We start from the raw sequence: 15,785 nt of genomic DNA on the forward strand, positions 1-15,785 counted from the left end.
CTTTTTTATTAACAATAAACTATGCATTAAAACTTATTATTTATTGTAACCAACGCGGATCACCAACTTGATTGTCTAATAAGGTTTGATCTGAAATTTTAAAATTACCTGTTGAAGCATCTGCAAATCCAGGGTCTAAAGTAGTATAAGAATCTGAGCCATCATATCTTACTTGTGTTGAATCAAAAAATCCTGGTGCGTTAAAATAATTATTATTTACAAATGTAGGAGCATCATCAGTTCTACTTTGGTTTGAATAATAGGCAGTTGTTGCAGCAAATAGATTATTTTTTACAGTAATTTTATTTGCTTGAAATCTTACATACATAACTCTGTCTGCGGTATTAGAAACCCCATATAAAGTACAACTTTCTAACAGTACATTGCAAGTTAGACCTTTTTGAGTTGAGGTTCCTGCATCATCCAATCTAAAGAAATCACGACCAGGAGCACAATTGTTAAAAGTACTTGTTTTAACAGTAATATTTAGCACATCTGAATTTCTAAAATCTATAAAATCACCACCATTGGTATAAACATCAGTTACAATACAATTTTCAACTGTTACAGTTTGTACAATAGCATCAGTAACATTACCAGCAATAAATGATTTTCTATAATTGTGAATATTACAACCACTAATTAATAGTGAATTGAAACTACCAGCTTCGTTGTATCTAACAACATCATTATTTTGATCTAAATCTGGTCCGTCTCCTTCTAAATCTAAGTCAATTAAACTAATATCCGTAGCACCTGCAACAGCAAGAAAAGCAACTTTTAACAATGGTTTGTCATAAGCTCTTAAACCTTGAATAGTAATAGATTTATCTAAAGTTATGATACCAGTTTGTGCAGTATAATCGCCAGCTTCTAACAACAATATATCTCCAGGAGCTGCATCAGCAATTACTTGGAATAAATCGTCTTCAATAGTAACTAAAGTATTATCACCTACGTCAATTCCTGTTGTAAAATCTGCAGTACCTCTAACCTTAGCATTGTTATACAACACAGCAGCGTAAGCAGTTTCACTTGTTAAATCTGTGATTGTAGCAACACCATCAATTTTTTCTTGAGGTGTAATCACATGAGTAATATCACCTGGAGTTAAAACAATTTGCGTTACATTGCTATTTGCTGGCCATCTAAGTGTAGCTTCTAAAGCTTTTATATCACCAGGTTCTTGAGGCAACATAATTTGTTCAGTTAAAGTAGTTGCTTCACCATATGTCCATTTAGAATCTTCCAATCCTCTTTCGCTTACCGCTTTTAATCTTATTGAATAAGTTGTTTCACCTTCTAAAGTAACTTGAACAGGAAGTTCTTCAGGAGAAACTTCAACAGATTTAAAAATGTTGTTAAAATCTGGATCATCAGCACTAAATTCTAAAAGGTACTTAGTTACATTTTCTTTTGCTGTCCAGTTTAATTCAACAACTACTTGATTTCTAATTCTAGCTGTTATTCCTGTAGGCGCAAATTCTCTGTCTACTACTAACTCTTCAATCACATCTTGATCGTAACTATTACAGCCAAAGATTGTAATACTTAGCAAAAGCGTTAATAATAATTTGTTTAATATATTTTTTGTTTTCATAATAACGTATTTGTTAAATTTATTTCTTCTAATAACCGTAATCATTCGTCAATTTACCGTTACTTCCATCAATAAAATATTGCCATATTGGCCAAAACTGTCTATCATCAGGATTTACACCTTCCTTAAAAAGAGAATTTATCCTAACATCTTCCAATTTATCCCAAGCAATTAAAGAGTATTCAGAGCCTGGATTTTGGTTTTCACCTCTATTTAATCCATAAATATCAAGCGTTTCATTGTCGTCTTTATATTTGTAATACAAAGTTGTAGGAACATCAGCATATGCACCGGTACGATTTTTAAAATCTACCATTTTTTCTTTAGCTTCAGTTAAATTTTTACCTAATAAATTCCAACGTATAAGCGCTTGTTTACGTTCCATTTCTCCAGTAAATTCATATTTATGTTCATTTACAATGGCATTAAACATGGCTTCTTTACTAGTTAAAGAACTAATATAAGCGTCAACTTTTTGTGCTTGATCTTCAGGAGCAAATGCTCTTTTTCTAATTTGTTTTAAATATGGAGCTGCTGTAGCAGGCCCTTCTAACTCATTAGCCGCTTCTGCAGCAATTAAAAGAACTTCAGCATAACGCATGTATAATTTATTTATTCCATCATCATTTGTAGAAGTAACATAACGAGTCATCCATTCGTAACGGTATTTTCCAAAATACCAAGTATCAGATCCTACTAAATTTTGTTGTGATACACCATTTACAGCAGTTCCCCATTCGTAAGGAACACAAGTAATATCTCTACGGATATCAGATTCATCAAAATCGTAAAAAACGGTAGGAAGTGGGCCTGCAATTCCTCCTCTAGGTTGACCTGTATATTGGTCAACACTACGGTGGCGAACTGCAAAAGAAAAGTTTACACGACCTCTACCATCTGCAAAAGGAATTTCCCAAAGCGATTCTCCGCCTGCGGTAATATTTTCCTCATTAAGTTTTCTCCAAACAGTTTCAAAAGTAGGTTCTAATTTAGCCATTCCGCTATTGATAACATCACGACACTCATCTAATGCCAATTTATACATTTTTGCAACAGAAAGTTCAGGATCATTGCTTCTTCTTACACCATCAGGATATTGTTGAAAACCACTTGCAGCCATTGCTACACGAGCTCTAAATGCTTTAACAAAAGCTTTGTTAACATCTTCTACAGTTGTTGTTGCATTGGTTTCATTTGGCCAAGCTACCAATGTAGAAGCTTCACCTAAATCAGCAATAAGTTGTTTATAAATAACATCTCTGCTAGATTTTTCAATATAAATTGTTTCTTTATTAATAGGTTCAAAACGAGCAGGAATATCTCCCCAAGATTTAAGCAAATCAGCATAATAAATGGCTCTTAATGTTAAAGCTTCACCTAATATTTGCCCCATTTCATTTCCAGGTTGTGGATCACCATATTGGCGTATACCTTCAATACAAATATTTGCACGTTCAATTCCTAAATACATCATAGCCCAAGAGCTATTATCTCTATTCATATAAGCATTAATTGCTGTGGTATTATAATTACACAATTCGCCTACAGGATCACCTTCTTTATCTGAGTTGTAATTCCATTCTGTATCTGTATTAAATCCATAAAAAGGAGTTTGACGCCCTCTGTAAGAGTTGGTTTGTCCAAATGGTTCTTTGATGCCATCTACAGCGCCTTTAGCCAATCCTGGTGTTGAAAATAGCACAGATTGATCTAAAGTTGATTTTGCAGACCCGTCTAAGAAATCATCTTGACAAGAAGCGAAAATCCCCGCTATTATTATTCCTAAAATTATTATTTTATATTTCATTTTCTAATAAATTTTAAATTAAAAAGTAAGGTTTAAACCAAAAACAACTGATCTACTGCGTGGAAAAGGTGAATAATCTACACCAGGAGTTAAAGGCGTTTTTCTTCTTGTAGAAACTTCAGGATCAAGACCAGAGTATTTTGTAATGATAAAAATATTACTACCGGTTGCATAAAATCTTAATTTAGTAACTCCAATTTGAGATACCATTGTTTCTGGAAGTGTATAACCAAGTGTCATGTTGTTCAATCTTAAAAATGAACCATCTTCAACAGCCCAATCGCTAAAAACAAAATTCTTCATATATGGCGACCACATTGTTGTGTTAGCATTCATTGCTTCTAATTGCGTTGGGTCTGTTACTAATTGACCTGATACAGGATCTAAATTTGTCCATCTAACACCATCAGCCATATCAGTAGTTAAATTTCTGTATTGTGCATTAAGGTTTGAAGTGTTAAATTCAATTTTATTTGCGTTATAAACATCGTTTCCTATGCTATAATTAAAAGCAGCTGTAAAATCGAAACCGTAACCGTTTGCAGTAAGAACAAAACCACCCGCACTTTTTGGAAGTGCATTTCCAATTATAGAATTATCGGCTGTAGTTACTAAATTATCATCACTACCATCAGTATTTTTTAATTTCATTGAACCTGGTAAAAGAGGGCCAACAATTGCTTGGCTATCTACAACACCTGGTTTTAATGTGTAAACACCATCAGCATAATCAAAGTCAGACACTTCATAACGTCCATCACTTTGGAATCCATACATTTCACCCAATGAGTGACCAACTTGTACAATATAATCATCTCCAATTTGTGAAGAAGCCCAACCAGTTGGTTGACCAAAATCATCCATTACTCCAAGTGAGTTGATTTTATTTTTATTAACACCAATGTTGAAAGAAAAATCTAAATAAAAGTTCTCTTTTTGAATTGCAGTTACATTAAATGAAGCTTCAAATCCTGTATTTTGATTCTCTCCCATATTTCGGTATTGCGTATCATAACCAGATCCTGGAACAGGGAAATTTAGCAATAGATCTTGTGTTTTGTTTTTATAAGCTTCTACAGAACCCGTTAAGCGATTGTTAAACAATCCGAAGTCGATACCAATATTTGATGTAATTGTAGTTTCCCATTTTAGATCTGGATTTGGCATTGTGTTAGATGCAGCCCAGTATGAAGGAATTCCATTTATGTAATTTGTGGTTTTTGGTCCAAAAGCTCTAACTGTTTGACCAACAGGAATGTTGTTATTTCCTGCTTCACCATAACTTAACCTTAATTTAAGTTCGTTTATAACTTTAACATCTTTCAAGAAATTTTCTTCTTTCATTTTCCAAGCTACAGCAGCAGATGGAAAATACCCCCATTGATTATCACTTAAAAATTTACTTGAACCATCGGCACGGAAAGTTCCTGTTAAAAGGTAACGATTTTTGAAGCTATAATTTACACGACCAAAGAAAGATAATAAAATATCATCTGGACTGTAATAATTCTCAACAGAATCTGGCTTACCTTGAGTGGTAAGTTTTTTAGCATTGTCAAAATTAAAGAACTCTGGAAAACCTTGAATTACAGAAGTAACTTCGTTGTTTTTAGTAAAGATCATTTCTTCACCCACAAGCACTTTTAAACTGTGTTTGTCATTCAATACTTTATCAAAGTCGTAATCAAGTGTATTTGCATTTCTAAATCTATCTCTTGTTTGATCAGAAAACACCAATGAAGGTTTTCCTTGATTTTCAGCAAGAGGTTTGTTATTTGCATAATAAGTAGAACGTCCATAAAAACGATAATCTAAATAATTATAAGTATCCATACCTAAGTCTACTTTTAATTTTAGATCGTCAATTATTTTCCAAGAAAAACTACCAAGTAAATTTAAATTTCTTTTGTATTGTTGACGTTGATTATCAGCTACAGCCACAAAAGGATTTACTAAATAACTAGATAAAGCCTCGTCTGTATCATCAGTAGTTAAACCAGGTAAAGGAATTGGAGAATAACCAACACTGTGTTTTAGACGTGAATCTGCTGAAGAGATTTCGTTTTGCTCATTAGCTCCACCACCGTTTACTTGTTGATCTGAATATCTAACTGTAAAAGACAAATCTACTTTTTCACCAGCTTTATTTTTTAATGCAAGTAATAAGTTGTTTCTGTTAAAATCAGAACCTTGCATAATTGTTTTTTCAACATAGCGGTTGTAGTTGAAATTATAAGAAACTGCTTCGCCTCCTCCACGGATTCCTAAATCATAACTTTGAACTTCACCAGCACGACCATAAATTTGCTTTTGCCAGTTGTTTCCTTTCATTCCATTATACAGATCATTATCTTGCCATTGGCCAAAATATTTCTCGTAAGAATCTACGTTGTCTCTAAGCAAAGCATATTCGTATTGCCATTTAACAAAATCTTCTGGTGATTGAACATCAATGGTATTGGCAATCTTTTTTTGTCCATAGAAAGTATTAAAACTAACTTCCATTTTACCACCTTTACCACTTTTTGTTGTAATAATAATAACACCATTTGCACCTCTAGAACCATAAATAGCTGTTGAAGATGCGTCTTTTAACACAGTAACACTTTCAACATTAGAAGGAGAAACATCACTCATATTATTAACAGGAAAACCATCAACAATAATTAATGGAGAACTATCTTGAGTTAAAGATCCGCCACCACGAACTCTAATTTGAACTTCAGCATCTGGAGAACCTTCTGCAGATGTTACAGATACCCCAGCCATACGACCTGTTAATGTTTCAGCAACACTAGGATTTGATTGATTAACCAAATCATTACCACCAACCGATGTAACAGCACCTGTTAAATCAGATTTTCTTACACTACCATATCCAATAACAACTACCTCATCAAGAGATTCAAGATCTCCAACAAGTACTATTTTTAAATTAGATTTTCCTGAAATGTTAAGGTTTTGAGTTTTAAAACCTATATAGCTGATTTCCAATGCAGCCTGAGCGTTATTTACTTTAATAGTAAATTTTCCGTCAAAATCTGTTGTAACTCCATTTTTGGTACCTTTTTCTAAAATATTTACTCCAGGTAATGGATTTCCTGCCTCTTCAGTAACAACTCCACTTACTGTAAATGTTCCTTGGGCAAATACCTTATTGCCCAGAAGCAAGCTCATAAAAATTAAAAATGTAAAGCTACATTTTAAGATTTTTTTTGATAAAAGTTTAATGTTCATAATTTGTTTCTATTTGGTTATTGTTTGTTTCATTTATACTAAGTTCTCCTTATAATTATTTACTGTTTTTATTTTAAGCTTTGATTATTTACTATTTTTATTGTTGCTATTTAATTTTTAAAATGCCTTTTGAAATGATACAATTTGCAACTTAATGCAATCGATTACACAAAACTATACAATTATAAATTAAAAAGCAAACTTTAAACATAAAATTGTTAATATAGTGTTAAACAAGTACCTGTTATGATTATATAAGTAATACAAATGAATTTTTTAAGAATTTAATAAACCCTATTTGCAATCGATAACATAACATATAAATCATTGCATAAGTATCGACTTATTTAATTATTAATATCTTGTATAAGAGCACCGTTTATATACGTATTTAAAAAATGTATCCCCACAACATTTTCAATTGAATAAGGGGTTTCAACTTTTTCAATAGTAACATTTTTTAGGGTCACATTTGTAATTGGAGCCTCTTTGTATCCTTTTGCTAAAATGCCATATTTACCGCCATTTTTGACGGTAACATTTTCTAAAATCACATTTTTAACCGTTGGAATATATGCTCCTGTTTGACCACCATAAATGCCATAAAACATATTAATTTTTAATACAGCTTCTTTTACTTGACCTACTTCAATATTTCTAACATAAATATTTTCAGTAACACCACCTCTTCGTGAATTTGATTTTATTCTAATAGCTCTTTCAAGTTCTGGGCTATCCATTACACAGTTTTCAACAAAAACATTACGAACACCTGCTGAAATTTCACTTCCCATAACAACACCACCGTGACCATCAATCATTTTACAATTTTGTACAACTATATTCTCACTTTTTATAGCAACACGTCTACCATCTTCATCTCTTCCTGATTTAATAGCAATACAATCATCGCCTGTATTAAAAATACAATTTTTTATAAGAACATTTTTAGAATACTCAGGATCACAACCATCGTTATTAGGTCCATGACTTTCAATAGTTACACCATCAACAATAACATTGGTGCTTTTTATTGGGTGTAGTATCCAAAAAGGAGCATTTATTACTTTAACACCTTGTATTAGAACATTATTACATTCAAATGGCTCAAAAAAGTTGGGTCTTAAATAATGACCATCTCCAAAAATTCTTTCAGCTACTGGAGTTCCTAAAGTTGATAATTTCATTAAATGTGGAAGATTTAAACTGTCTAATTGAGAAGGCATATCGTTTGTCCAGCCAAATTCTTTACTACCTTTCCAAGTCCACCAATTATCAATACTTGCTTGACCGTTCAAAATACCTTTTCCAGTAACAGCGATATTTGATTGTTTGTAAGCATAAATTAAAGGCGAATAATTCATCAATTCAATTCCTTCAAAAGAGGTATGAACAAGAGGGTAGTAATCTTTAGGATTTGTACTAAATAAAATTTCAGCACCTTCATCTAAATGCAAATTAACATTGCTTTTTAAATGAATAGCACCTGAGAAATATTTACCGGCAGGCACTAAAACTTTTCCGCCACCATTTGCAGCGCATTGGTTTATAGCATTATTAAAAGCTAGTGTATTATTAGTAACGCCATCAGAGATTGCGCCAAAATCAAGTACATTAAATGTACTGTCTTGAAAAACAGGTTCTTGAATACTATCTACAATTCGTTGCATTACCAACCAAGGATCCGTAGCAACAACTTCCTTTTGTTTTGAATTGCAGGATGCGATTAATAATGCAGTTAAAACTAAAAAAAGGAAATTTTTATTGAAAAAAGCGATAAGTTTAATCATATATAATTTTTTTAAGAAATTAATTTTTTTCGATTTTATTAATATCTAATAATGCAATCGATTACACAAAAATATAAAAATACTTTTAATTTACAAATATTTTTTACTTTACGGCTTAATTTACAGATAATTTAAATTTAATAATGTTTTATTGAAAGTTTAAAAATTTTCGGTTATTTTAAAGAACATATGGCTGTTTTTTTAACTAAAAACCTGAATTTGTAATCGATTTCAGTTATAATGTGTTTAATCAAAATATTTTTATATTTTTACTTCATAATATTAGCTCTTTTAATTCAAAAATGAAAAAGAAAACAACAATTTACGATATCGCAGTTAAATTAAATATTACTGCAGCCACAGTGTCTAGAGCACTAAATAATAATAGCAAAATAAGTGAAGCTACTCGTGAATTAGTTCAAAAGACGGCATTAAAAATGAATTACGAGCAAAACAAAGTTGCATTAGCTTTAAAAAGTGGTAAAAGCTATAATGTTGGCGTAATTGTTCCTCGTATTGATACCACTTTTTTTGGTTCGGTTATTAGAGCAATAGAAGAAGAGTTGTATCCTGCTGGCTACCACGTTATTATTTGTCAAACTCATGATATTGAAAGTAGAGAAGTTGAAAACATAACAACTTTAATAAATGCGCAAGTTGATGGTATTTTAATGTCTATTTCATCTCCAGACATAGACTTAAATGTTATAAATCAAATTGTAAAAAAAAACATTCCACTCATATTTTTTGATAGAAAAAAAGATATAGAGGGTGTTAGTTCTGTTGTTATTAATGATTTTGAAGGTGGATATAAGGTAACTAAACAATTGATTGAGCAAGGTTGTAAAAAAATTGTTCACATTAACGGTAACCCTAAAATAAAAATATTTCAAGAACGTTGTAGAGGCTACAAACATGCGCTTAAAGATAGTGGATTAGCATACGATGAAAAATTAGTATTTGAAACAAAAAGTAATGTAGAGGAAGGGAGAAGAGTAGCTAAATTACTATTAGCAATGGATACGCTGCCAGACGGTGTTTTTTCTTCGAGTGATTTTACGGCACTAGGTGTAATTCAAGAATTAAAAGAAAATGGTGTTAAAATTCCGGAAGATATTTGCGTTGCTGGTTTTGCAAATGAACCTTTTACAAAATTTATGGAATTATCTATAACTTCTGTTGATCAATCACCTTTAGAAATGGGTAAAATGACAGCCAAAGTATTTTTAGAACAAGTAAATAACAAAGAAATTAAAATTGAAAAGAAAGTTGTTTTAGAGCCTAAATTAATGATTAGAAAATCATCTTTGAGAAAAGTAATTTCAAAATAAATTAAAGATTTATTAGTAACTTAAATGAATAGATTATAACAAAAAAGCCAAGATTTATATGCTTGGCTTTTTTGTTTTTTAAAATATAGATTTCAAAATATTTTATAAAGAAACGCCTCTTCGCCAAGGAATAAAATCGTTTTGATTTAACAATTTAGCTTTGGTTTTAATTTTTCCACTTGCAACTTCTATTATAAAATCGAGCATTTCTTCAGCCATTTCAACAATTGTTTTTTCGCCTCTAATAACAGCACCTGTGTCTATATCAATAATATCACTCATTTTTTGAGCCAATTCTGAATTAGATGAAACTTTAATAATAGGTGTAATTGGATTTCCTGTAGGTGTTCCTAAACCTGTAGTAAATAATACAATTGTGGCTCCTGAACCTACCATAGCTGTGGTACTTTCAACATCGTTTCCAGGAGTACACAACAAATTTAACCCTGGTTTTGTAATGTATTCACCATAATCTAACACATCAACAACTGGAGATGAACCTCCTTTTTTAGCCGCTCCAGCCGATTTCATAGCGTCAGTAATTAATCCATCTTTTATATTTCCTGGGGAAGGATTCATATCAAATCCAGAACCTGCATCAACTACAGATTTTTCATAAGCTTTCATTAAATGCAAAAACTTATTGGCAGCTGCTTCTTCAACACATCTATTAGCTAATTCTTGCTCAACACCACATAATTCTGGGAATTCAGATAAAATAGCCGTACTACCCAAAGCAACTAATAAATCTGATGTATAACCTAAAGTAGGGTTTGCAGATATTCCTGAAAAACCATCAGATCCACCACACTCTAAACCAACTTTTAATTTTGAAAGTGGGGTAGGAGTACGTTGAATATTATTTGCTTTTTTAATGGCTTCAAAAGAATCTTTAACAATGGCGCTTAACATTTCATCAACCGTACCCATTTGTTGTTGTTCAAAAATAAGTATTGGTTTTTTTGAATTTGGATTGATGGCTTTTAACGCATCTTTAAAAACACTAATCTGAAGATTTTGACAACCCAAACTTAAAACAGTAGCCCCAGCCACATTGGGATTGTTAACGTAACCTGCCAATAATTTTGCCAAACTTTCAGAGTCTTGCCTAATACCGCCACAACCACCTGGATGGGTTATAAATTTGACATCAATATTATCAAAAACATCTGAAGATTTGTTGGTTATATTTGTTGCTTCATCTTCATTATTTATCAATGAACGCAGTAACATTTGGTGTGGATTCACCTTTTGCTTCAACAATTCTTTTTCAAAAATATCTTTTAGAATTTCAATATTTCTGTTTTCACAAAAAACCAACGGAAAAAACAACCAAACGTTTTCAGTACCTACTTGACCGTCTTCTCTTTGGTATCCTAAAAAAGTTTTATCTTTCCACTTGTCAACGTTTGGAATGTTCCAACCAATATCACCTGTTTTTTTGTAAACTTTTTCGCTTTGATGTTTTACATTACTGGTAGTTAACAAGTCACCTTTTTCAATAACACCGCTTGCTTTACCAACCAAAACACCATACATTATAATTCTATCTCCATCATTAAATTTGGCTAAGGATATTTTATGCTTGGCTTTTATATCTGATAAGATAGCGATATTTTCACCTTCAAAATCAACTACATCACCTACTTTTAAATTTATCAAAGCAACGGCAACATTGTCTGAAGGATGTACTTTTATTAACTTTTTTTGCATTACAAATTACGTTTAAGTATGTTAAAATTGTTTACTAAAATTAGCAAATCCATTTTCAATTCCGTTTTCATCTATTTCTTTTAGAGCCAATGAAATTGCTTCAGACAAGTTGTTCACTTTTGTTAAATCTTCTCCCCAAAAACTTTCATTTCCTAAAACAGCTGGTGCTATTTTATTATAATCTTTTGATTCCCAATATTCTTTAAATGTAGCAATAATTTCATCACTATCTTTTACGGGCAATGCTTGTCCTTGCCACATTCCTTGATAAAAGCGAATTAAACAGGCAAACGAAAACGTTAAATGAGTAGGAAGTTTTTTATGAATAGCAACATAAGCTAACAAACTTGGCAATACACGCACTTTAAATTTTGAAATTGAATTTAGTGCAATGTCTGACAATTGATGTTTGATAAACGGATTCCTAAAACGATCTAAAACTTCTTCAGCAAAGCTATTTAGTTCATCTTTATCCATATTTAACGTGTCATTTATTTCGCTAAAAACAACCTTATTTATAAATGTCCCTGTAAAAGAATTATCAACAGTTTCTTTCACGGTGCTATTACCATATAAAATAGAAAAAGGAACCATTGCTGTATGTGCACCATTTAAAATTCGAACTTTACGAGTTCTGTATGGTTGCATGTCTTTTACAATTTTTACATCTAAATTGGTTTTACTGAATGGTAATTTTGCTTTTAAATCATCGCCGCCTTCAATAACCCATAAAAAAAATGTTTCGGCTGCAACAATTAAATTATCTTGATAATCTAGCTGAGCATTGTAGCTTTCAATTTCGTCTTTTGGGTAACCCGGTACAATTCTATCGACTAAAGTACTATGAAAAGTATTGTTATTTAATAACCAATTTTTAAAATCATCGCCTAATTTCCAATCTTCAATATATTGAAGAATAATTTCTTTTAATGTTTCAGAGTTATGATTGATTAGTTCGCAAGGAATAATAGTTAAACCTTTATTAGCATCACCTTTAAAATGTTTAAAACGCTCGTATAATAATACTGTTAGCTTCGCAGGAAACGAACTTGGAGGTTGCATTTCTTTAGTATCAGTAGCAACATATGCAATTCCGGATTCTGTTGTATTTGAAATTACAAAAGCTAATTCTTCTTCTTTTGCTAAACTTAAGTAATCTGAAAAATTTGCGTAAGGATCAACTCCTTTTACAATGTTGGAAATCAACTCAATTTCTTGAATTTCTTCACCTTTTTTTACACCTTTCATAAATAGGTTATACAAACCATCCTGATCGTTTAACATATTTATTAAACCTCTCTCAATTGGTTGAACAACAGCTATACCTGCGTTAAAATCAAGTTCTTTATTTAATTTTTGAAATGCATAATCTATAAAAGCTCTTAAGAAATTACCTTCTCCAAATTGAACTATTTTAATAGGAAGTTTTTCCTCTAAACCAGTATTTTTTCTATTTAATTTTTTGATTGTTGACATATTAAAACTTATGAATAATTAAATTATTTTTTACAAATCTGTTATTGGTCTGTATTTTGGAACTAAAGTTTTCATAACCGTCCAGCCTATTAGGTAACAAACGGCACAAATTGAAAAAATAATAAAATATCCCGCTTCAATTCCTTTGAATCCCATAAACGCCATATTTGTATTTTCACTAAAATCAAATAAAACTCCAGAACCTTTATTAATAACAGTTGAACCCAATCCTCCTGCTAAGCCTCCAATTCCTGTAACAGTTGCAATTGCTTTTTTAGGAAACATATCTCCCACTGTAGTAAAAATATTTGCTGACCAAGCTTGATGTGCTGCACCAGCAATTCCAATAATTATTACTGGAATCCAATAGGTATAATGTCCTAAAGGCTGAGCAATTAAGGCTAACAGCGGAAAAAAGGCAAAAATTAACATGGCTCTCATTCTTCCTTCATAAGGATTCATTCCCTTTTTATCAACAAAATAGGTTGGCAACCATCCACCGATTATTGAAAGCAGTGTTATCATATATAAAACAAATAATGGGAACGCAGCTTCTGTAGAATCCATTCCATAAACTGAACTTAAATAAGCTGGTGTCCAAAATAAGAAAAACCACCAAACACCATCTGTCATAAACTTACCAAATGCAAAAGCCCAAGTTTGTTTATACTTAAAACAATCCATTAAAGTAGTTTTTTTAGTATTCTCAGGAACATATCCTTCTATTTTACTATCTGCAATGGTATCTTGCTGAATGTATTTCAATTCTTCAGCATTTACTTTTGGTTGTTTTTCTGGTTTTTCATACATAAATACCCAAAAACCCATCCATATAAAACCTAATGCCCCAATAATGATAAAAGACATTTCCCAACCATATGCCTCTGCAATAAAAGGAATGGTAATTGGTGCTGCTAATGCTCCAACTGTTGCTCCTGCATTAAAAATGCTTGTAGAAAAGGCTCGGTCTTTTTTAGGAAAATATTCTGCAGTAGTTTTTATTGCAGCTGGAAAATTCCCAGCTTCTCCTAAAGCTAAAACAAAACGAGCAAAAATAAATAGCGTAACACTTACATACATTACTAAGCCCGTATCACCAATTGTACTTATAATTTCTTTTGCTCTTTCAAAACCTACAAACCATTCTCCTGTTATATAACCTGCAGTTCCAATACCAGCAAAAGCATGTAAACAAGCTCCTAATGACCAAACTCCAATGGCCCAAAGAAATCCTTTTTTGGTATCCATAATATCTATAAAACGACCTGCAAATAATAAGGAAACAGCATAAAAAATAGAGAACAAGGCTGTTATGTTTCCGTAATCATTGTTAGTCCAATGAAATTCTGGGGCTATAAAATCTTTCCATGTTAAAGAAAGAACTTGCCTGTCTAAATAATTTATGGTTGTGGCCATGAACAGAAGTCCACAGATGGTCCATCTATACTTTGTTGCTTTTTTTGGAGATAAGTCACTCATAATTTAAAATTTTATTTACGTCTATATTTTTAATGAAATTGATGTATTACTTTCTGATTTCTTTGATTAAAGCTATGGCGTTTTTAACATCTTGCTCTAATTTAGCGTAATCTTTATTTTTAATGATTTCTCCTGAAATTAATTGAGAACCCATTCCTACACAAGTTACACCTGCGCCAAACCAAGCCGATAAATTTTCCTTAGTTGGTGAAACACCTCCTGTTGGCATAATGCTTGTCCAAGGTTGAGGGCCTTTGATACCTTTTACAAACTGAGGTCCGTAAATATCTCCAGGGAATAATTTTACAACTTCACAACCCAATTCTTCTGCTCTTGTAATTTCAGTTAAGGTTCCACAGCCTGGTGACCATAATACTTTACGACGGTTACAAGCAATGGCAATGTCTTCTCTTAAAACTGGTGTTACAATAAAGTTTGCACCCAATGCCATATACAATGAAGCGGCCGCAGCATCGGTTACTGAACCAACACCCATAATCATTCCTGGTAATTCTTTGATGGCATATTTGGTTAATTCGCCAAAAACTTCGTGAGCGAAATCACCACGAGCGGTAAACTCCATTAAACGTGCACCACCATCGTAACACGCTTTTAATACTTTTTTACTTAATTCTATATCACTGTGAAAAAACAAAGGAATCATCCCTGTTTCTTTCATTGCCGTAGCAACTTCTATTCTTGTAAATTGTGCCATTTTTTTTGTTTTATTTTATTTTGTTGGTTGTTGCGCTTCGACAAGCTCAGCGTGACAATTTTGTTATTCAATATATCATTTGGATTCGACTACGCTCAGCCAACGATAACTTTTAGACTTCAGACTTTAAACTTTTCAACTATCATAATTTGGCTTCTATTACGCTCAGCCAACGATAACTTTTAGACTATTCAACTATTCAACTATTATATGGCTTCGACTACGCTCAGCCACCGATAACTTTCAGACTTTAGACTTTCAAACTTTATTTCACTCCCAATTCAATATTTTTTTAAAATCGTAATCTGCTGGATTATCGACATATTGTTTTGCTGATTCGTAATCTTTTTCTCTGATATAAATTAAATTATTGATAAAAAGTTGCGCCATATCCGACTCAATATCTACCAATCGTGGCTGTACTTTTCCATTTTCGTCTTGAAAATCTTTTAAATACAAAGGCGTTATATCTCCCCTTGAATTTGCACTTACAATACAACCCGAAACACCATTGTCGTATAATTTTTTAACACCTATACCCAATAAAGTACAAATAATAAGTGTTAAATCAAAAGCAATTGGTTTACAACATCTTAATTCGTAGCCAATTTCAACGGGTCTGGTTTTAATATCTAAG

Annotated in this window: 9 protein-coding genes and 1 pseudogene; 1 reads left to right on the forward strand and 9 read right to left on the reverse strand. The window is 32.0% G+C overall.

Annotated features, from left to right (window positions below; translation table 11 throughout):
* Positions 1–40 precede the first annotated feature (40 nt).
* The 4 genes from EC396_RS13390 to EC396_RS13405 form a co-directional block, all read right to left on the reverse strand.
* Positions 41–1,600: a DUF5123 domain-containing protein gene (locus EC396_RS13390; protein WP_240665708.1), complete on the reverse strand. Its 1,560-nt coding sequence runs from the start codon at positions 1,598–1,600 to the stop codon at positions 41–43.
* A gap of 28 nt (positions 1,601–1,628) precedes the next feature.
* A complete protein-coding gene (locus EC396_RS13395; RefSeq protein ID WP_129367104.1) occupies positions 1,629–3,407 on the reverse strand; it encodes a RagB/SusD family nutrient uptake outer membrane protein in 1,779 nt (592 codons plus the stop codon).
* Between the two features lie 18 nt (positions 3,408–3,425).
* Complete coding sequence (locus EC396_RS13400) at positions 3,426–6,584, reverse strand: TonB-dependent receptor (protein WP_240665709.1); 3,159 nt, start codon at positions 6,582–6,584, stop codon at positions 3,426–3,428.
* A 407-nt stretch (positions 6,585–6,991) separates the two neighbouring features.
* Complete coding sequence (locus EC396_RS13405) at positions 6,992–8,434, reverse strand: glycoside hydrolase family 28 protein (RefSeq protein ID WP_129367106.1); 1,443 nt, start codon at positions 8,432–8,434, stop codon at positions 6,992–6,994.
* Positions 8,435–8,736: 302 nt separating this feature from the next.
* On the opposite strand from EC396_RS13405, the gene EC396_RS13410 reads away from it, so the two are divergent.
* Positions 8,737–9,765, forward strand: coding sequence for a LacI family DNA-binding transcriptional regulator (locus tag EC396_RS13410; RefSeq protein ID WP_129367107.1), 1,029 nt, complete (start codon positions 8,737–8,739; stop codon positions 9,763–9,765).
* 102 nt (positions 9,766–9,867) lie between these two features.
* Here the strand turns inward: EC396_RS13410 and EC396_RS13415 are convergent, their stop codons facing one another.
* The 5 genes and pseudogenes from EC396_RS13415 to EC396_RS13435 all read right to left on the reverse strand — a co-directional run.
* On the reverse strand, positions 9,868–11,478 hold the full coding sequence (locus EC396_RS13415) for a UxaA family hydrolase (RefSeq protein ID WP_129367108.1): 1,611 nt from the start codon (positions 11,476–11,478) through the stop codon (positions 9,868–9,870).
* 21 nt (positions 11,479–11,499) lie between these two features.
* Positions 11,500–12,945: a tagaturonate reductase gene (locus EC396_RS13420; protein ID WP_129367111.1), complete on the reverse strand. Its 1,446-nt coding sequence runs from the start codon at positions 12,943–12,945 to the stop codon at positions 11,500–11,502.
* Between the two features lie 39 nt (positions 12,946–12,984).
* Complete coding sequence (locus EC396_RS13425) at positions 12,985–14,433, reverse strand: MFS transporter (RefSeq protein WP_129367109.1); 1,449 nt, start codon at positions 14,431–14,433, stop codon at positions 12,985–12,987.
* A 46-nt stretch (positions 14,434–14,479) separates the two neighbouring features.
* The gene (locus tag EC396_RS13430; RefSeq protein ID WP_129365884.1) at positions 14,480–15,148 is read right to left on the reverse strand and encodes a bifunctional 4-hydroxy-2-oxoglutarate aldolase/2-dehydro-3-deoxy-phosphogluconate aldolase; all 669 of its coding nucleotides are present in this window, start codon (positions 15,146–15,148) and stop codon (positions 14,480–14,482) included.
* A 270-nt stretch (positions 15,149–15,418) separates the two neighbouring features.
* Positions 15,419–15,785: pseudogene (locus EC396_RS13435) on the reverse strand (6-phosphofructokinase); the annotation flags it as partial.

The organism is Lutibacter sp. HS1-25 (assembly GCF_004121075.1).
Lineage (GTDB): Bacteria > Bacteroidota > Bacteroidia > Flavobacteriales > Flavobacteriaceae > Lutibacter.

Excerpts from the sequence above, each read along its gene's own strand:
- EC396_RS13390 (WP_240665708.1), bottom strand. The coding sequence starts at position 1,600 with ATGAAAACAAAAAATATATTAAACAAATTATTATTAACGCTTTTGCTA.
- EC396_RS13395 (WP_129367104.1), bottom strand. The coding sequence starts at position 3,407 with ATGAAATATAAAATAATAATTTTAGGAATAATAATAGCGGGGATTTTC.
- EC396_RS13400 (WP_240665709.1), bottom strand. The coding sequence starts at position 6,584 with ATGAGCTTGCTTCTGGGCAATAAGGTATTTGCCCAAGGAACATTTACA.
- EC396_RS13405 (WP_129367106.1), bottom strand. The coding sequence starts at position 8,434 with ATGATTAAACTTATCGCTTTTTTCAATAAAAATTTCCTTTTTTTAGTT.
- EC396_RS13410 (WP_129367107.1), top strand. The coding sequence starts at position 8,737 with ATGAAAAAGAAAACAACAATTTACGATATCGCAGTTAAATTAAATATT.
- EC396_RS13415 (WP_129367108.1), bottom strand. The coding sequence starts at position 11,478 with ATGCAAAAAAAGTTAATAAAAGTACATCCTTCAGACAATGTTGCCGTT.
- EC396_RS13425 (WP_129367109.1), bottom strand. The coding sequence starts at position 14,433 with ATGAGTGACTTATCTCCAAAAAAAGCAACAAAGTATAGATGGACCATC.
- EC396_RS13430 (WP_129365884.1), bottom strand. The coding sequence starts at position 15,148 with ATGGCACAATTTACAAGAATAGAAGTTGCTACGGCAATGAAAGAAACA.